General features: G+C 73.6%; 15 protein-coding genes. 9 read left to right on the top strand and 6 right to left on the bottom strand.

Translation table 11 applies throughout. The features are described 5' to 3' along the window. The first annotated feature begins 14 nt into the window (after nucleotides 1-14). The 6 genes from scy (at nucleotide 15) to QFZ71_RS22105 (ending at nucleotide 9,127) form a co-directional block, all read left to right on the top strand. Entirely contained in the window at nucleotides 15-3,908 is a 3,894-nt protein-coding gene (gene scy / locus QFZ71_RS22130) for a polarized growth protein Scy (protein ID WP_307669906.1), read from the top strand. Between the two features lie 182 nt (nucleotides 3,909-4,090). After that, nucleotides 4,091-5,029 (top strand): cellulose-binding protein, encoded by a 939-nt coding sequence (locus tag QFZ71_RS22125; protein ID WP_307669905.1) that lies wholly within the window; start codon nucleotides 4,091-4,093, stop codon nucleotides 5,027-5,029. Between the two features lie 83 nt (nucleotides 5,030-5,112). After that, nucleotides 5,113-6,108 (top strand): ABC transporter ATP-binding protein, encoded by a 996-nt coding sequence (locus QFZ71_RS22120; protein ID WP_307669904.1) that lies wholly within the window; start codon nucleotides 5,113-5,115, stop codon nucleotides 6,106-6,108. A gap of 5 nt (nucleotides 6,109-6,113) precedes the next feature. Then, nucleotides 6,114-6,893 carry an ABC transporter permease gene (locus QFZ71_RS22115; RefSeq protein ID WP_307669903.1) on the top strand — a complete coding sequence of 260 codons (780 nt, stop codon included), beginning with the start codon at nucleotides 6,114-6,116 and terminating at the stop codon, nucleotides 6,891-6,893. A 162-nt stretch (nucleotides 6,894-7,055) separates the two neighbouring features. Next, complete coding sequence (locus tag QFZ71_RS22110; RefSeq protein WP_307669902.1) at nucleotides 7,056-8,291, top strand: ABC transporter ATP-binding protein; 1,236 nt, start codon at nucleotides 7,056-7,058, stop codon at nucleotides 8,289-8,291. Continuing rightward, nucleotides 8,288-9,127 carry an ABC transporter permease subunit gene (locus tag QFZ71_RS22105; RefSeq protein WP_307669901.1) on the top strand — a complete coding sequence of 280 codons (840 nt, stop codon included), beginning with the start codon at nucleotides 8,288-8,290 and terminating at the stop codon, nucleotides 9,125-9,127. The genes QFZ71_RS22110 and QFZ71_RS22105 overlap by 4 nt, the downstream gene beginning before the upstream one ends. A 16-nt stretch (nucleotides 9,128-9,143) precedes the next feature. Here the strand turns inward: QFZ71_RS22105 and QFZ71_RS22100 are convergent, their stop codons facing one another. Beyond that, complete coding sequence (locus QFZ71_RS22100) at nucleotides 9,144-9,473, bottom strand: ATP/GTP-binding protein (protein ID WP_307669900.1); 330 nt, start codon at nucleotides 9,471-9,473, stop codon at nucleotides 9,144-9,146. Nucleotides 9,474-9,684: 211 nt separating this feature from the next. Between QFZ71_RS22100 and QFZ71_RS22095 the strand changes: the two genes are divergently transcribed. Further along, a complete protein-coding gene (locus QFZ71_RS22095; protein ID WP_307669899.1) occupies nucleotides 9,685-10,758 on the top strand; it encodes an LLM class flavin-dependent oxidoreductase in 1,074 nt (357 codons plus the stop codon). Nucleotides 10,759-10,888: 130 nt separating this feature from the next. Here the strand turns inward: QFZ71_RS22095 and QFZ71_RS22090 are convergent, their stop codons facing one another. Beyond that, nucleotides 10,889-11,281, bottom strand: coding sequence for an SCO5389 family protein (locus QFZ71_RS22090; protein WP_003966234.1), 393 nt, complete (start codon nucleotides 11,279-11,281; stop codon nucleotides 10,889-10,891). 272 nt (nucleotides 11,282-11,553) lie between these two features. Here QFZ71_RS22090 and nucS point away from each other — a divergent pair, with 272 nt between their 5' ends. Then, nucleotides 11,554-12,225: an endonuclease NucS gene (nucS, locus tag QFZ71_RS22085; RefSeq protein WP_307669898.1), complete on the top strand. Its 672-nt coding sequence runs from the start codon at nucleotides 11,554-11,556 to the stop codon at nucleotides 12,223-12,225. A gap of 61 nt (nucleotides 12,226-12,286) precedes the next feature. Here the strand turns inward: nucS and QFZ71_RS22080 are convergent, their stop codons facing one another. From QFZ71_RS22080 to QFZ71_RS22070, 3 genes are all read right to left on the bottom strand, one after another. Further along, complete coding sequence (locus QFZ71_RS22080; protein ID WP_307669897.1) at nucleotides 12,287-14,800, bottom strand: ATP-binding protein; 2,514 nt, start codon at nucleotides 14,798-14,800, stop codon at nucleotides 12,287-12,289. A gap of 327 nt (nucleotides 14,801-15,127) precedes the next feature. Then, complete coding sequence (locus QFZ71_RS22075; protein WP_003966237.1) at nucleotides 15,128-15,451, bottom strand: STAS domain-containing protein; 324 nt, start codon at nucleotides 15,449-15,451, stop codon at nucleotides 15,128-15,130. Nucleotides 15,452-15,735: 284 nt separating this feature from the next. Beyond that, a complete protein-coding gene (locus QFZ71_RS22070) occupies nucleotides 15,736-16,584 on the bottom strand; it encodes a 3-hydroxyacyl-CoA dehydrogenase family protein (RefSeq protein WP_307669896.1) in 849 nt (282 codons plus the stop codon). A 332-nt stretch (nucleotides 16,585-16,916) separates the two neighbouring features. Here QFZ71_RS22070 and QFZ71_RS22065 point away from each other — a divergent pair, with 332 nt between their 5' ends. Continuing rightward, a complete protein-coding gene (locus QFZ71_RS22065; protein ID WP_307669895.1) occupies nucleotides 16,917-17,489 on the top strand; it encodes a cob(I)yrinic acid a,c-diamide adenosyltransferase in 573 nt (190 codons plus the stop codon). 22 nt (nucleotides 17,490-17,511) lie between these two features. On the opposite strand, the gene QFZ71_RS22060 is transcribed toward QFZ71_RS22065, so the two are convergent. Beyond that, nucleotides 17,512-18,111 (bottom strand): hypothetical protein, encoded by a 600-nt coding sequence (locus QFZ71_RS22060; RefSeq protein ID WP_307669894.1) that lies wholly within the window; start codon nucleotides 18,109-18,111, stop codon nucleotides 17,512-17,514. Between the last annotated feature and the right edge of the window lie 76 nt (nucleotides 18,112-18,187).

The following is an 18,187-nucleotide window of genomic DNA, read 5'->3' as shown; positions in this document are numbered from 1 at the left end:
GATGGGACCGCGCAGTGCGGGGCTACGAACGCCAGGAGAGCCACCGAGCTGAAGACGACCATCTCTCGCGGTTCGAAGCCGAGATGGACCGGCTGAAGACCGACCGGGAGAAGGCCGTCCAGCACGCCGAGGACCTCGGCTACCAGGTCGAGGTCTTGCGTGCCAAGCTGCACGAGGCCCGGCGCAATCTCGCGAACCGTCCCGCGTACGACAGCGCGGACATCGGCTACCAGGCCGAGCAGATGCTGCGGAACGCGCAGATCCAGGCCGAGCAGATGCGCAGCGACGCCGAGCGCGAACTGCGCGAGGCACGGGCCCAGACGCAGCGGATCCTCCAGGAGCACGCCGAGCACCAGGCGCGCCTGCAGGCCGAGTTGCACACCGAGGCCGTGCAGCGCAGGCAGCGGCTCGACCAGGAGCTGGCGGAGCGCCGCCAGACCGTCGAGTCGCACGTCAACGAGAACGTCGCCTGGGCCGAACAGCTGCGCGCCCGCACCGAGTCGCAGGCCCGCCGGCTGCTGGAGGAGTCCCGCGCCGAGGCCGAGCAGGCGCTGGCCGCCGCGCGGGAGGAGGCCGCCCGGCTGGCGGAGGAGACGCGGCGGCGGACCGGTTCCGAGGCCGAGGCGGCCCGAGCCGAAGCCGAAGCGATCCTGCTGCGCGCCCGCAAGGACGCCGAGCGGCTCCTGGTGAACGCCTCCGCCCAGGCGCAGGAGGCCACCAGCCACGCGGAGCAGCTGCGCTCCACGACGACGGCGGAGACCGACCAGGCCCGCCAGCAGACCGCCGAGCTCAACCGCACCGCCGAGCAGCGGCTGTCGGAGGCCGAGACCCGGCTGCGCGAGGCCCGGCTGGAGGCCGAGAAGGTCCTCTCCGAGGCGAAGGAGACGGCGGCCAAGCAGGTCGCCGCCGCCGAGTCGCAGAACGAGCAGCGCACCCGTACGGCCAAGTCGGAGATCGCCCGGCTGGTCGGGGAGGCCACCAAGAGCACCGAGGCGCTGAAGGAGGAGGCCGAGCAGGCCCTCGCCGACGCCCGTGCCGAGGCGGAGCGGCTGGTCGCGGAGGCGGCCGAGAAGGCCGGTACGGCGGCGGCCGAGGACGCCGCCGCCCAGCTCGCCAAGGCCGCCCGCAGCGCCGAGGAGGTGCTGACCAAGGCGTCCGAGGACGCGGAGTCGACCACGAAGGCGGCCCGCGAGGAGGCCGAGCGGATCCGGCGCGAGGCCCAGGCCGAGGCGGACCGGCTGCGCGGCGAGGCCGAGGAGCAGGCCGACGAGCTCAAGGGCGCGGCCAAGGACGACACCAAGGAGTACCGGGCCAAGACGGTCGAGCTCCAGGAGGAGGCCCGCCGGCTGCGCGGCGAGGCCGAGGAGCTGCGCTCCCAGGCGGTCGCCGAGGGCGAGCGCATCCGGGGCGAGGCCCGCCGCGAGGCGGTCCAGCAGCTGGAGGAGGGCGCCCGTACCGCCGAGGAGCTGCTGACCCGGGCCCGCTCCGACGCGGACGAGCTGCGCACCAAGGCGAACGGCGAGAGCGAGCGCATCCGCGCCGAGGCCGCCGAGCGGGCCGCGACCCTGCGCAAGCAGGCCGAGGAGACGCTGGAGCGCACCCGGTCCGAGGCCGACCGGATGCGGGCCGAGGCCGAGGAGCAGGCCGCCGCCCTCACGGAGGCGGCCGAGGCGGCCGCGACCGAGCTGCGCGAGGAGACCGAGCGGGGCGTCGCCGCCCGGCAGGCCGAGGCCGCCGAGGAGCTGGCCCGGCTGCACGCCGAGGCGGAGTCCCGGCTCGCCGCCGCCGAGGAGGCGCTGGGCGAGGCCAGGACCGAGGCCGAGCGGCTCCGCCGCGAGACGGCCGAGGAGACCGAGCGGCTGCGCACCGAGTCCGCCGAGCGGCTGCGGGCGCTGGCCGAGCAGGCCGAGGCGGAGGCCGAGCGACTGCGCGACGAGGCGGCGGCGGACGCCGCGCAGTCGCGCGCCGAGGGCGAGAACATCGCCGTACGGCTGCGGAGCGAGGCGGCCGCGGAGGCGGAGCGGCTCAAGTCGGAGGCGCAGGAGAGCGCCGGGCGGGTGCGCGCGGAGGCCGCGGCCGCCGCCGAGCGGGTCGCCGCCGAGGCGGCCGAGGCGCTGGAGGCCGCCCGCGAGGAGGCCACGCGCCGTCGGCGGGAGGCCGACGAGATCCTCGGCGCGGCCCGGACCGAGGCCGAACAGGAGCGCGAGCGGGCCCGCGAGCAGAGCGAGGAGCTGCTCGCCGCAGCCCGCAAGCGGGTCGAGGAGGCCGAGGCGGAGGCGGCCCGGCTGGTCGAGGAGGCGGACACGCGGGCGGCCGAGCTGGTCGCGGCGGCCGAGCAGACCGCCCAGCAGGTCCGGGATTCCGTCGCGGGTCTGCAGGAGCAGGCCGAGGAGGAGATCACCGGGCTGCGTTCGGCGGCGGAGCACGCGGCGGAGCGCACCCGCACCGAGGCGCAGGAGGAGGCGGACCGGGTCCGCTCCGACGCGCACGCGGAGCGGGAGCGGGCCTCGGAGGACGCCGTACGGCTGCGGAGCGAGGCGAACGAGGACGCGGCGCGGTCGCGCCGCGAGGCCGAGGAGGAGGCCGCGGCGGCGAAGGCGCTGGCCGAGCGGACCGTCTCCGAGGCGATCGGCGAGTCGGAGCGGCTGCGCGCGGACGCCTCCGAGTACAGCCAGCGGATGCGGACCGAGGCGTCCGACGCCCTGGCGTCGGCGGAACAGGACGCCTCGCGCGCCCGTGCCGAGGCCCGTCAGGACGCCAACCGGATCCGTTCCGAGGCGGCGGCCCAGTCGGACCGGCTGATCGGCGAGGCCACCGGCGAGAGCGAGCGCCTGCGGACCGAGGCGGCCCGCGCGTCCGAGCAGTTGGTCGTCGAGGCCACCACGGAGGCCAACCGCCGCCGGGCGGACTCCACCGAGCAGGCGGACCGGATGCTGGCCGAGGCGACGGCCGAGGCCGAGCGGCTGCGCGCCGAGGCGGCCGAGCGGCTGGGCGCGGCGCAGGAGCACGCGGCCCGCACCCACGAGGAGGCCGAACGGCTGCGCGCGGAGGCGGAGTCGGCGGCGGAGGAGCTGCGTTCGCAGGCCCGCGAGGAGGCGGACCGGGTGCTGGACGAGGCGCGCGAGGCGGCGGCCAAGCGCCGGGCGGACGCGGCCGAGCAGGCGGACCAGCTCATCAACAAGGCGCGGGAGGAAGCGCTGCGGACGGCCACCGAGGCCGAGGGCCAGGCCGACACGATGGTCGGCGCGGCCCGCAAGGAGGCCGTGCGCATCACCTCCGAGGCGACCGTCGAGGGCAACACCCTGGTGGAGCGCGCCCGTGCGGACGCCGACGAGCTGCTGGTGGGCGCGCGGCGCGACGCGACCCAGATCCGGGAGCGGGCCGAGGCCCAGCGGGCCCGGCTGGAGAGCGAGATCGAGGAGCTGCACGAGCGGGCCCGCCGGGAGACCTCCGAGCAGATGAAGACCGCCGGGGAGCGCGTCGACCATCTGATGAAGGCGGCGACCGAGCAGCGCGACGAGGCCGAGGCGAAGGCCAAGGAGCTGCTGGCGGAGGCCAACGCGGAGGCGAGCAAGGTCCGGATCGCCGCGGTGAAGCGGGCCGAGTCGCTGCTGAAGGAGGCCGAGACCAAGAAGGCCGGGCTGGTCCGCGAGGCGGAGAAGCTGCGGGCCGACGCCGAGGCCGAGGCGAAGGCGACGATCGAGGAGGGCAAGCGCGAACTGGACGTCCTGGTGCGCAGGCGCGAGGACATCAATGCGGAGATCTCCCGTGTCCAGGACGTGTTGGAAGCGTTGGAGTCTTTCGAGACTCCGACCGGGGGAGGAAAGCCGGCGGCCGGTGCCGGGGGAGGCTCCAAGGCTCCGGCGGCGGCGGGCACGCGATCGGGGGGCAAGGCGTCCGAGCGGTAGCGGTCCGCGGCGCACCGGGCTTCGTCATGGACATTCAACCCCGCAGTGGCAAGCGCTCCGGGGGTCAGCCACTCAAAAGGGGTGTCATTCTCCAGATCAAACCGGCATCTTCACGCTGACACGCCGCGATGGCCCCTAGGATTCCCTCTATCACCTCACCGGTCTCATTCGACAGGAACCCCATGAGTGACCCTTCCTCCCCCTTCGGCTTCGAGCTCGTGCGACGAGGCTACGACCGCGGTCAGGTGGACGACCGCATCAACAAGCTCGTCGCCGACCGTGACAGTGCTCTGGCCCGAATCACCTCTCTGGAAAAGCGCATCGAGGAGCTGCACCTCGAAACGCAGAACGCCCAGGCCCAGGTAAACGACGCCGAGCCGTCGTACGCCGGGCTCGGCGCCCGTGTCGAGAAGATTCTCCGCCTCGCCGAGGAGGAGGCGAAGGACCTGCGCGAGGAGGCCCGTCGCGCGGCCGAGCAGCACCGCGAGCTCGCCGAGTCGGCGGCCCAGCAGGTGCGCAACGACGCCGAGACCTTCGCCGCCGAGCGCAAGGCGAAGGCCGAGGACGAGGGCGTCCGGATCGTCGAGAAGGCCCAGGGCGAGGCGAACACCCTGCGCTCCGACGCCCAGAAGGACGCCCAGCAGAAGCGTGAGGAGGCCGACGCCCTCTTCGAGGAGACCCGCGCCAAGGCCGCCCAGGCCGCGGCCGACTTCGAGACCAACCTCGCCAAGCGCCGCGAGCAGTCGGAGCGCGACCTCGCGTCGCGTCAGGCCAAGGCGGAGAAGCGTCTCGCCGAGATCGAGCACCGCGCCGAGCAGCTCCGCCTGGAGGCCGAGAAGCTCCGCACGGACGCCGAGCGCCGGGCCCGCCAGACGGTGGAGACCGCGCAGCGCCAGGCGGAGGACATCGTCGCCGACGCCAACGCCAAGGCCGACCGCATCCGCAGCGAATCGGAGCGCGAGCTCGCGGCGCTCACCAACCGCCGCGACTCGATCAACGCGCAGCTGACCAACGTCCGCGAGATGCTGGCGACGCTGACCGGCGCAGCCGTGGCCGCCGCCGGCTCCCCGACGGACGACGAGCCCGCCAACCGCGGCGTCCCGGCCCAGCAGACCCGCTGAGCCCCGCCGCGCGAAGGACCCCGTGTGCGCCCGGTTCCGCCCGTGTGGTGGCGCCGGGCGCTCTCACGTTCTAGCGTGTGCGCATGATCGAGCTCGAGGGACTCACCAAACGGTTCGGCAGCAAGATCGCCGTCGATCATCTGTCGTTCCAGGTCAGGCCGGGCATCGTGACGGGTTTCCTCGGTCCGAACGGGGCGGGCAAGTCCACCACGATGCGGATGATGCTCGATCTCGACAATCCGACCAGCGGTACGGTGCGCATCGACGGCAAGCACTACCGCGATCTCCAGGAACCGCTGAAGTACATCGGGGCGCTCCTCGACGCCAAGGCGATGCACGGCGGCCGCAGCGCGTACAACAACCTGCTGTGCCTGGCGCAGAGCAACCGCATCCCGCGCGGCCGGGTGGACGAGGTGCTCGACATGGTCGGCCTCACGGCGGTGGCGAAGAAGAAGTCCAAGGGGTTCTCGCTCGGCATGGGCCAGCGGCTCGGCATCGCCTCCGCGCTGCTGGGCGACCCCGAGATCCTGATGTTCGACGAGCCGGTCAACGGACTGGACCCCGAGGGCATCCACTGGATCCGCAACCTGATGAAGGCGCTCGCCGCGGAGGGCCGGACCATCTTCGTCTCCTCGCATCTGATGAGCGAGATGGCGCTGACCGCCGACCACTTGATCGTGATCGGCCAGGGCAAGCTCCTCGCCGACACCTCGATGGCCGACTTCATCCAGGAGAACTCCCGCAGCTACACGCGGCTGCGCTCCCCGCAGTGGGAGCGGCTGCGCGACATCCTGCACCAGGAGGGGTTCACCGCCGTCGAGACGGCGGGCGGCGTCCTGGAGATCGACGGCGCCTCCACCGAGGAGCTGGGTGAGCTGGCGGCCCGTCACCAGCTGGTGCTGCACGAGCTGAGTTCCCAGCGGGCCTCGCTGGAGGAGGCGTTCATGCAGATGACCGCCGGTTCGGTGGAATACCACGCCCATACGGAACGGGACCCGGCGGCCGGACCACCAGCCGTGGGCGCGGGCTGGGGCGAGACCTGGAAGCAGCCCGGCTCCACCGACGGCAAGGGGGCGTGACGACCATGGCATCGGTACCCGCGGTTCTCACCTCGGAATGGACCAAGATCCGGTCGGTCTCCTCGACCACCTGGACCCTCATCTCGGCGTTCGTCGTCACGGTGGTGATGGGCGCGGCGCTGAGCGCGCTGCTGAACGCCCAGTTCGACGACCTGTCCGAGGCGGAGCAGGCCACGTTCGACCCGACCTTCGTCAGCTTCTCCGGGACCATTCTCGGCCAGCTCGCCATGGTCGTCTTCGGGGTGCTCGTGGTCGGTACGGAGTACAGCTCCGGCATGATCCGCACCTCGCTGGCGGCGGTCCCCCAGCGGGCGACCTTCCTGTTCAGCAAGATCACGGTCGCCGGTGCGCTGGCCCTGGTCGTGGGGCTGCTCACCAGCTTCGTCTCGTTCCTGCTGAGTCAGGCGATGCTCGGCGACCGGGGCACCGACCTCGGCGCGGACAACGTGCTGCGCGCGGTCGTCGGCGGCGGGCTCTACATGGGGCTGATCGCGGTCTTCTCCATGGGGGTGGCGGCGATGCTGCGCAGTTCCATGCTGTCGCTCGGCATCCTGATGCCGTTCTTCTTCCTGGTGTCGCAGATCCTCGCGGCGGTGCCGGGCGCCAAGACCGTCGCCCGGTACTTCCCCGACCAGGCCGGGTCGAAGATCATGCAGGTCGTGCCGGACGCGATGAACAGCGATCCGGCCCCGTACGGCCCCTGGGGCGGGCTCGGGATCATGGCTCTGTGGGTGCTGGCGGCGGTGCTCGGCGGTTTCCTGGTCCTGAAGAAGCGGGACGCCTGAGCACGCCGTCCCGGCCGTCCGGGAGCGGGTGACGGCCCGGTCGCGGGCTGTGCGCAACTTGGCCGGAACCGTCAGCGCCTGGTTATCCTCCTAACTCTTACGGGGGTGTGCGGCCGGGCGGCCCGTGCCCCGCACGACAGAGTGAGTCGATGGGGCTGGAGCATGATCGAGGCAGTCGGCCTGACCAAGCGCTACGGCGCGAAGACGGCCGTGGACGACCTTTCCTTCCAGGTGCGGCCGGGGGCCGTCACCGGCTTCCTCGGTCCCAACGGGTCGGGGAAGTCCACGACCATGCGCATGATCCTCGGCCTGGACCGCCCCACCGCGGGTCACGTCACCGTCAACGGCCACCCCTACCGCAGCCTCCCGAACGCTCCGCGTCTGGTGGGCGCGCTGCTGGACGCCAAGGGCGTGCACGGCGGCCGCACCGCCCGCAACCACCTGCTCTCCCTGGCCCAGCTGGCCGGCATCCCGGCGGCGCGGGTGGACGAGGTGCTGGGCGTCGTGGGCCTCCGGGACGTCGCCAAGCGGCGTACGAGCGGCTTCTCACTCGGCATGGGGCAGCGGCTCGGGATCGCGGCGGCGCTGCTCGGCGATCCCCGGGTGCTGCTGTTCGACGAGCCGGTCAACGGTCTCGACCCGGAGGGCATCCACTGGGTCCGCAACCTGATGAAGATGCTGGCCGCCGAGGGCCGGACCGTCTTCGTCTCGTCCCATCTGATGAGCGAGATGGCGCTGACCGCGGACCATCTGATCGTGATCGGGCGCGGCCGGCTGCTCTCCGACATGAGCGTCACGGACTTCATCTCGGCCAACTCCGCCGACTTCGCCCGCGTCCGGGTGCCCGAGGACGGACCCGAGGAGCGCCGGAGGCTGACGGCCGCGCTCATCGAGGCGGGCGGCCGGGTCCTCTCGGAGCCGGGCGGGACCCTGCGGGTCACCGGACTGCCGCTGCCGAGGATCAGCGAGCTGGCCCACGGCTGCGACGTACGGCTGTGGGAGCTGTCGCCGCACCAGGCGTCCCTGGAGGAGGCGTACATGCGGCTGACGCAGGGCCTGGTGGACTACCGCTCGACGGACGACGCCAAGGCGGGCCTCGCGGAGCCGCAGCCCCTGGACGCGTACGGGTATCCCGTCGGCGGGACCGTCGACGCGGTCCCCGAGCCGGTGGAGGTGGCGCAGGAGGGCTGGTTCGCCCCGCCGCCGCCCGTACCGGGCCGGTCCCCCGCGCCGTCCGGCCCCGCCCCCGGCGCGGCTCCGGTGACCGTCCCCTCCCCTGCCGCCGTTCCGGTCTCCTCCGCCGGGGCCCCCGGCACCCCGGCCTCCGCCGAGAGCACCGCCGTCGAGACCTCTTCCGCCACCCCGGCCGGAGAGCAGACCAGCAAGGACCTCAGATGACCACCCCGGCCACCCCGCAGGCGCCGGACGCCGGCCTGCCGGGCTCCTACGAGTCGCCGATCCCGATCCGGGCCGCCACCCTGGGCGACGCGATCGCCTCGGAGTGGACCAAGATCCGTTCCGTGCGGGCCACGGCCTGGACGCTCGGCGTGATGATCGCGCTGATGCTGACGGTCGGGCCCGGCGTCGCGGTGCTGCTCGCGGCGGACCGGGGAAGCGGCATGCAGAGCGAGCCGGTCCTGACGCTGGGCCTCTTCGGAGTGCTGCTGGGCTCGATCTGCGTGATCACGCTCGGAGTGCTGACCATCGGCTCCGAGTACAGCACCGGCATGATCCGCACGACGCTGACCGCCTGCCCGAGCCGGGTCCGGGTGCTCGCGGCCAAGGCGATCGTCTTCGCCTCGCTGATCTTCGCCGTCACGACGGTGACGACCGCGGTCGTGGCGGTCGCCCAGACCGCGATCCTCCCCGGAGCCGGGGCCTCGGCCGGCGAGTGGACGCTCGCCACGGTCGGCGTCGGGCTCTACGTCGCGGCTCTCGGACTGCTGGCGCTCGGGGTCGGCGCGATCGTGCGGCACTCGGCGGGCGCGATCACGATCATGATCGGTGTGGTGCTGCTGCCGCTGGTCCTCGCGCTGTTCATGTTCGCCGAGGACCTGCGGGGCCTCCAGCGTTTCCTGATCGACTACTCGATCCCCAACCAGCTCGGCGGCCTGTACGGCACGACGATGACCGGCACCGGCCCGACCGGCTGGGAACCGGTGCTGCTGATGCTCGGCCTGGCGGCGGTGGTCCTGGCCGGGGCCGTCGCCGTACTGAACCGGCGCGACGTCTGAGAGGCGGCCCCCGCCCTCAGTGGCGCGGGGCGTTGCGGGACCGCTGCACCCTGGTGGTGCGGCGGTCCTTCGCGTTCCAGCACGCCTTGTGCCAGTGCCGGCGGTCGTCGATGCCGCCGTACTCGGGCCAGGTCACCACGTGCGGGACCCCGGAGGGGATCTCCTGGTCGCAGCCGGGGCAGCGGTACCGCTTGCCGAGGGTGCTCGCGCCGCTGACCGGGCGCACCGACCACTCCTCGCCCCGCCAGCTCTCGGTGGCCCCGCCGCCGCCGTATCTGCCGGGCGCCGCACCGGGATGCTCGTCGGGCTTCTCTCCGCCACGGGGACGGTTGCGGCGCGGGGACACAGGACACCTCACGGGGCGGATCGGGCACGGGTGGTCCCAGCCTAGAGCCTGGCGTCGGCGGCGGATGTCGGACGGCGTGGGGGCCGGCCCGGCAGCGGGGTGAGTTAGCGGAAAATCGCAAGAACTTCGCGCGGGACCGTGCCTTTGGCACGTGTCAGACGTTGTTGCCCGTGGGGGGATCAACGCGTCGGCCGCGAGGAGGCAATAGGCGATGCGCATCGGAACGTTCGTTCTGGCAGCCCAGTTTCCGGGGCAGGGGCCCGCCGAGGCCCTGCACCGGGCCGTCCGGTCCACCGAGGCCGCGGAGGAGAGCGGGCTCGACTCGGTCTGGCTGGCCGAGCACCACTTCGTGCCGTACGGGGTCTGCCCGTCCGCGACGACGCTGGCCGCGCTGCTGCTCGGCCGCACCCGCAGGATCCGGGTCGGCACGGCGGTCAGTGTGCTGCCCAACCACCACCCGGTCGCCCTCGCCGAGCAGGCGGCGCTGCTGCATCTGACCAGCGGCGGACGCTTCTCGCTCGGGGTGGGCCGGGGCGGTCCGTGGGTGGACCTGGAGGTGTTCGGCGGCGGACTCGACGCGTACGAGAACGGCTTCCCCGAGGCGCTGGGCCTGGTGCTCGACTGGCTGCGGAAGCCGCGCGTCGCGGGGCGCGGCGAGCGGTTCGGCTTCCGCGAGGTGGCGGTGGTGCCGCGCGCGGACGAACTGCTGGAGGGTCCGGGGCCCGCCCCGGCGCGGGGCTCGGCGGGGTCGGGCGCCCTGGCTCCGGGGCCCGAGGTCGTGGTGGCGTGCACCTCGCCCGGGACCGTGCGGCTCGCGGCCGAGCAGGCGCTCCCGATGCTGCTGGGCATGCACTGCGGGGACGAGGAGAAGGCGGAGATGGTCGCCCTGTGGCGTACGGCGGCGCGCGAGGCGGGCCATGCGCCCGAGGTGGTGACGGGAGCCGCTCATGTGTCCGCCGGGGTGGCCCAGATCGCGGACGACACGGCGGCGGCCACCGAGACGCTGGTGAAGGCGATGCCCGGCTGGCTGCGGCAGGGGCTGGACGCCCATGTCACGGTGGACGGCAGGCACCGCGTGATGCGGGACCCGGTCGCGTACACGGAACTGCTGTGCGGACTGCACCCGGTGGGCCCGCCGCAGCTGGCCGCCGACCGGCTCGCGGCCACGGCCGAGCGGACCGGGATCACGCGCTTCGCCCTTCTCGTGGAGGGATCGGGGGATCTCGCGGCGACCGAGGAGAACGTCCGGCGGCTGGGCGCCGATGTGCTGCCGCTGCTCACGTGAGCAGCGGAGGCCGGTCCGCTCGTGGGGATGCCCGTGGGTCGCCCGTGGGACTCGTGGTGCGGTGGTGCAGGAGCTGCCGCCCCGAAGCCGGTTGCACCTCCCGCACGGTCCGGGGCGGCAGCGAAAGCGTTCAGCAGTCCCGTAGTTCGGGCGACTGGTTGAGCAACTGACCCCTCACCGAGGTGAATTTGGCCAGCCGGTCGTCGACCGAGGCGTCCAGCGGGAACACCGCGACGCGGTGGCAGTTCTGGAAGGCGATACGCACTCCGAAGTGCCGCTGCAGCGCGCCGCGTATCGCATCACTCGCGAGCGCGCGCAGCAGCTGACCACGAGCCTGCTCGTCCGGGGGCGGCGTCTGGTTGTCGGCGAACTGTCCGCCGTCGACCTTCAGCTGAGCCACCAGCGAGCTGATCATCTCCCATGCGAAGGGCAGGGAGGTCCGGACGCAGTCGACGAAGTCGGCTTCGTCGACCTCGCCTCGCTCGGCCTGTTCCAACAGAGCCGGTGAGACGTCGAGCGACATGGGTTCTCCTCTCGCGGCCCCGGACGGTGACCGGGGCCCTACGGGCAGGGAAAGGGGGGCGACGACGCAGCGTGCACGGGCGGCGACCTCCAGCTTCCACGGTAAGCGCGCAGTCGGGGCCGCACCAGGAGAACGGGAACACAACCGGCCAATAACGAAGGGGCGCAAAGAGGGGCAAGCCCGATCCGCCGTGGCGCACCGAGGCCCGAGTGACGGGGGCGACGGATGGGGAAATCGCGCTCGGCCCCCGGCGTCGAGTAGCGTTGCCGACCATGCGTCTCGTCATCGCCCGTTGCTCCGTGGACTACGCGGGCCGGCTCACAGCACACCTGCCCTCCGCGCCCCGCCTGATCCTCGTGAAGGCGGACGGAAGCGTCTCCATCCACGCCGACGACCGGGCGTACAAACCGCTCAACTGGATGTCTCCGCCGTGCACCCTGAAGGAGGGCGCCGACGGCGATGAGAGCGTCTGGACCGTGGTGAACAAGGCGGGCGAAAAACTGATCATCACGATGGAGGAAGTCCTCCACGACTCCTCGTACGAGCTGGGCGTGGACCCGGGGCTCATCAAGGACGGGGTGGAAGCGCACCTCCAGGAGCTGCTCGCGGACCGGATCGAGATCCTCGGTGAGGGTCACACCCTGATCCGCCGCGAGTACCCCACCGCGATCGGTCCGGTGGACATCCTGTGCCGGGACGCCGAGGGGCGGACGGTGGCCGTGGAGCTGAAGCGGCGCGGCGACATCGACGGCGTGGAGCAGCTGACGCGCTATCTGGAGCTGCTGAACCGCGACCCGCACCTCGCGCCGGTGCGGGGCGTCTTCGCCGCCCAGGAGATCAAGCCGCAGGCGCGGGTGCTGGCCACGGACCGCGGGATCGGCTGCCTGGTCCTGGACTACGACGCGATGCGCGGCATCGAGGACGACAAGCTGCGCCTGTTCTGACCCACCGTCCCCCGCCGGACGGCCGGAGCCGGGCACCCCACGGGTGCCCGGCTCCGCTGCGTCAGACGGCCGCCTCGGTGGGGTCGCCGGTCTCCGCCGGGGCGTCGGCGGACTCCACAGGGCCGGCGGACTCCACGGGTCCGGCAGCGGACGAGGAGTTCTGGGGCGGCGGCGGGGCCGGGGTGTCGTCGGTCGGCGTCGGGTCCGGGGTCTCGCTCTCCGACTCGGACGGCGTGGGGCTCGGGCTCCCGGTCGCCGTCTCGGTCGGCCGGGGCGAGGTCCTGGTCGGCGTGGGCTCGCCCGGTGAGCTGCTCCCGCCGTCCGTCGGCTCGTCCGTCCCCGGTGTCGCGCCGTCCGACGCGGAGGCGCTCGGGGACGGGGAACCGGAGGCGCCGGGGCTCGCGGAGTCCGAAGCGCTCGGGGTCGCGGACGTCTCACCGCCGGCGGTCTCCCCCGCCGGGACCGAGCCGCCCTCGCTCTCCCGGGAGGTCGGCCCCTCGTCGGTCGGGTCGTCCGTGGCCGTCTGCTCGGTGGTGACGTTGCGGCTGTCCGGCGCGTCGCCGTCGCCGGCGGTGACGCCGAGCGTGACGACGGTGCCGAGCACCGCGATCAGCAGCGCGCCCGCGCCCGCGGCGGCCAGGTTCCGCCGGGCGCCGCCCGCGACGGCTCCGCCGGACCGCCCGCGCCCGGCGGGTCCCGGCGGCTGCGGGGAGATGACGGTGGGCTGCTCCTCGGTGGCGTTGCGGAGGAACAGCGGCGCCCCCGCGACCCCGGCGGGCGGCGTGCCCGCCACGTCCTGGCGTACGACGGTGGCCTCGTCGGCCGGGGCGGTGCGGAGCGGCGGGCCGAAGTCGCCGGAGCGGTCCGCGACCAGGGCGAGCGCGCGGCGCCCCGCCACGGCACCGGACCTGTCGGCGAGCACGCCGCGCATCCCGATCGAGGTCTCCAGCTCGGTCCGGGCCCGGTCCGGGTTTCCGGTGCAGAGCGCGAGGACGCCCAACTCGTGGTGGAAGTACGCCTCCTCGGCGACCTCGCCGGCGATCCTGGCGGCCTCCTGGCCCATCCTGAGGGTCCGCTCCCAGGCTCCCCAGGCCAGGCCCGCGGCGAAGGCCGGGGCGGCGCTGCGGGCCAGCAGGACGGCCGCGCTGGCCGCTCCCGCCTCCGCGTCGGGGACCAGCCGGGCCAGCGCGGCCACGATCGCGTCGGCCTCGGCGACGACCCGCTGCGGGGTGACCGAGGGATGCGAGGTCCACCAGGCGTAGTGCTGGGCGGCGGTACGGGCGTGGGCGGCAGCGTCGTCCTCGTACCCGCCCGCCGCCAGTTGGGCGAGGATTCCGGCGGCGAGGCGGTGGCGGGGGCCGGCCGGGGAGAGCAGGCCGCAGCCCGCCAGTTCGCCGAGCGCGGCGTCCGCGTGGGTGTCGCCCACGAGGGCCGGCAGATGGGCCTGGTGGGGCACCTCGCCGCCGAGGGCGACGGCGAAGCGCAGGGTGGCGCGGGCCGCCCCGCTGAGCCGGGAGGCGAGCAGCAGCGCGGGCGCGGCGCCCTCGCCCAGACTCGGCAGGGGGACGTCGGCGCCTTCCTCGGTGGGCGCGAGGGGGGCCGGCGGCGCGTCGTCCGCGCGTGGCTGGAAGTAGTCGGCGTCGTCGAGGGCTTCGGGGGCGGCGCGCAGCCGGTCGCGCTGGACGAGGAGGGAGCCGGCCTGGACGAAGCGGAGCGGCAGACCCTCGGACTCGAACCAGAGGTCGCCCGCCCAGTTCCGCTCCTCCTCGGTGAGGGGGCGCTCGACGACCTTCTCCAGCAGGGCCAGCGAGGCTCCCCGGCCGAGTCCGGCGAGGAGCACCTCCTCCAGGTGGGCCTCGACGCCGGGGGTGGCGGCGTCGGAGGTGGCGGCGAGCAGGAAGGCGCACTCGGGGGTCGCGGCGAGGAGTTCGTCCAGGGCGGCTCCGCCGACCTCCAGGTCGTCGATGGTGACGACGGCGCCGATGGACCGGACGTGGGTGAGGAGTTCGTCGCGGTCGGGGCGGTGGCCGGGGGCCTTGTAGACGGTGTCGAAGAGGGCGTGCAGCAGGTCGGTGGCGGTGCGGCCGCGGCCGTTCAGGCGGACGACCCCGTCGGGGGCCAGCTCCGCGCAGTCGGCGGCGACGGCGTCCAGCAGCGCGGTGCGGCCGGAGCCGGGCTGGCCGGTGAGGCGGACGCTGCGGCCGCGGGCCAGCAGGCGGACCAGGCGCTCGCGCTCCTCCTCGCGCTCCAGCAGGGGCGGCTGCGGGGCGGGCGGACCGGCGGGCACAGGGGGTGCGCCGGCGCGTTCGTGGTCGGCGCGCTCGGCGGGGGTGCGGCGGACCGGGGCGGCGGGGCCGGAGCCCGGCGGGACCGCCTCGACCTCGCTGCCGTCGACGGGGTTGACCGTGAGCAGCAGGTCGCCGGCGGTCAGCTGGACGACGCGGGCCTGCTGCGGGGTCCCCGGACCGAAGTCGGGGCCGCCGGAGTCGCGGGGCGGCCGGCGGTGGCCGCCCTCGCCGCTCGGGCCGTCATGGCCCTGCCCGTACTCGTCGGCTTCCCGGTGTGTCGGGTCCATCGCAAAGTCCCCCAGACGCGTCGTGCGCGGTCGCCCCTCCCGGCCTCACACGCGCCCCGCTGTCGCTTCCGGTCCGGTGTCCGCCCATGGGTTCGATGTCATTCGGCGGACGGCCGAACCCTAGACCTCGGCCCAGTATCCCTGAGCCGCCGGGGTGCCACGCCGTCCAGGACGTCACGTTCCGGTGAGGATTGCGTGACTTCTGACGCCGCGTACGGTCCGCCCGGCCGTGCCCCGGTGCCCGGCGCGGTGCGCGCGGGCGGCCGCGGGCGCGGAGGTCGGCGGGCACTGCCGCCGCCCGCACCGGGGAGTGTCCGGCGGACGCCCTCAGACGCGCGGCAGCGACTCCGCGGCGATGCCGCCCTCGATGGCCAGGATGCGGTGCAGCCGGGTGGCCACCAGGAGGCGCTGCATCTGCGGGGGCACCCCGCGCAGCACGAGGCGGCGGCCGGCCCGTCCGGCCCGGCGGTGGGCCCCCATGATGACGCCGAGTCCGGTGGCGTCCCAGGAATCCAGCTCGGTCAGGTCCAGCACGAGGTCGCCGACGCCGTCGTCCACGGCCGAGTGGAGGACCGTACGGGCGTCCGCCGCGCTTCGGACGTCGAGGCGGCCCCCGACGACCAGCTCGGCGTGGTCGCCCCTGATGTGCATATGCGCTCCCCGGTGATGCTCCGTAGTAGGTCCGTCTGTCTGTCCGGTCCGGCTGTCCGGTCCGGCCGCCCGCTCGGTCCGCGCTGTTGTTCGGTCGTCCGGCTTTGCCTCTTCCCCCACTGACTGCCGCAACGACAGGGAAGTTGCCGTCTGTAAGCGAACCGATACCGAATTCACTCGGTGGGGTGACGTCGGCTGGTGGGCGACCGGTCGCCGCGGGGTAGAATCCCCGGCTCCCCGGCCCTGGGCCGCGGTGGGCCGGCGGGCCGGGGGGACGGGTCCGGTCAGTACGTGTAGAAGCCCTGCCCGCTCTTGCGGCCGATGTCACCTGCGTCGACCATTCGGCGCATCAGCTCCGGGGCGGCGAACTTCTCGTCCTGCGACTCCGTGTAGATGTTGCTCGTGGCGTGCAGCAGGATGTCGACGCCGGTCAGGTCCGCGGTGGCGAGCGGGCCCATGGCGTGGCCGAACCCCAGCTTGCAGGCGGTGTCGATGTCCTCGGCGGTCGCCACGCCCGACTCGTACAGCTTGGCGGCCTCGACGACGAGCGCCGAGATCAGCCGGGTGGTGACGAAGCCCGCCACGTCACGGTTGACGACGATGCAGGTCTTGCCGACCGACTCGGCGAACTCCCGTGCGGTGGCGAGGGTTTCGTCGCTCGTCTTGTAGCCGCGCACCAGCTCGCAGAGCTGCATCATCGGGACCGGCGAGAAGAAGTGCACGCCGACGACGCGCTCCGGACGCTCCGTCACGGCCGCGATCTTGGTGATCGGGATGGCGGAGGTGTTGGAGGCCAGGACCGTGTTCTCACCGACGACCTTGTCGAGGGCGCGGAAGATCTCGTGTTTGACCTCCAGCTTCTCGAACACGGCCTCCACGACGATGTCCGCGTCGGCCACCGCGTCGAGGTCGGTGGTCGTGGTGATGCGGGCGAGCGCGGCCTCGGCGTCGGCCGCCTCCATCTTGCCCTTGGAGACGAACTTGTCGTACGACGCCTCGATGCCGTCGCGGCCCCGGTTCAGCGCGGCGTCGGTGACGTCCCGCAGCACGACGTCCCAGCCCGCCCGGGCCGAGACCTGCGCGATCCCGGACCCCATGAGTCCGGCTCCGATGACGGCGAGCTTCCTGGCCACGTTGGCACCCCTTGGTCTCTGTTCCCGTGCGCTTGAGTTCACGGCGGTTCACATAACTCTCCGGCGGAGGTTAGTACCCGGCGGGCGCGCTGGGGCGGTGAAGAGATGCGCGTCACGTCTCAGATGACGGACATCACACCGGGACGCGCCACGCGGTCCCGCGCCGCGCGTAGTTGAGGGCCTGTCCGCCGGGCGCCCCCGGTCCCGTCGAGCACGCCGAGGGCGTCGGGGGGAGGCTCCGCAGGGCCCTGACGGACGCGGTGCCGCCCGTGCGGCCGTGACGGTGGGCACACGGGGCGTCCGGCGGGCCGGAGCGTAACTACGCTGGCCCCATGGTCAATCTGACGCGCATCTACACCCGGACCGGCGACCGGGGCACCACGGCCCTCGGCGACATGAGCCGCACCGCCAAGACCGATCTGCGGATCGCGGCGTACGCGGACGCCAACGAGGCCAACGCGGTGATCGGGACCGCCATCGCGCTGGGGCAGCTCCCCGACGCGCTGGTGAAGGTCCTCGTCCGTGTCCAGAACGACCTCTTCGACGTGGGCGCGGACCTGTCCACCCCGGTGGTCGAGGCCCCGAAGTACCCGCCGCTGCGGGTCGAGCAGTCCTACATCGACAAGCTGGAGGCGGACTGCGACCGCTTCCTGGAGGACCTGGAGAAGCTGCGCAGTTTCATCCTGCCGGGCGGCACTCCGGGCGCGGCCCTGCTGCACCAGGCCTGCACGGTGGTCCGGCGCGCCGAGCGGTCCACCTGGGCCGCGCTGGAGGTGCACGGGGAGGCGATGAACGCCCTCACCGCCACCTATCTCAACCGCCTCTCCGACCTCCTGTTCATCCTGGCGCGCAGCGCGAACAAAGAGGTCGGGGACGTGCTGTGGGTGCCGGGCGGCGAGCGCTGAGATCCGCGGACCGGGGCCGGCCCTACCGCTGGTAGGGCCCCCGCTCCCCAGCCCGGTGGCTCCGGTCCCCCGCCTCCCGGTCGCCCCGGTGCGGGTCCTGCTTCGGGAACACCGTGTAGCCGACGGCGATGATCAGGTTGAGGCCGATCACCCACCCCATCTTCTGCTGCCACATCCGCAGCGAACCGACGTCCCCGCCGGAGCCGACGTACCGGACGGCCGCCTCGAGCAGGCCCGCCGCGATCACCGCGGCCAGGATCCAGCGGGCGGCGGTGCGCCACTCGTGGGCGGCACGGGCCATGCCGTACTTCGGCGGCTTCACCGGCGGCGGGCCACCGAACCAGCGGTGCGCGACCCGCGCGTCCACCCACGCGATGGTGGAGCGGCCCAGGGCCACCGTGAAGCCGATGTAGACGGCGGCCAGGCCGTGCTTCCAGTCCGGGTCGGCCCCGTTCCTCAGGTCGATCGCCGTCACCACGAGCAGGACGACCTCCAGCAGCGGCTCGCACAGCAGCACCGCCGCGCCCAGCCTCGGCCGGCGCGCGACGTACCGCAGCGCCAGGCCGGCGGCCAGCAGCACCCAGAACGCGACCTCGCAGAACACGATCAGTAGCGCGATCACCGTCACTCTCCTCCCGTTCCCCTCCAGCATTCCGGCCGGCGGGCGGGGCGGCGTCGTCGTCAGTGACGAAACGGGA

It is taken from the genome of Streptomyces sp. V2I9, from assembly GCF_030817475.1.
GTDB lineage: Bacteria > Actinomycetota > Actinomycetes > Streptomycetales > Streptomycetaceae > Streptomyces.
This window is presented reverse-complemented; position numbering and strand designations above follow the sequence as displayed.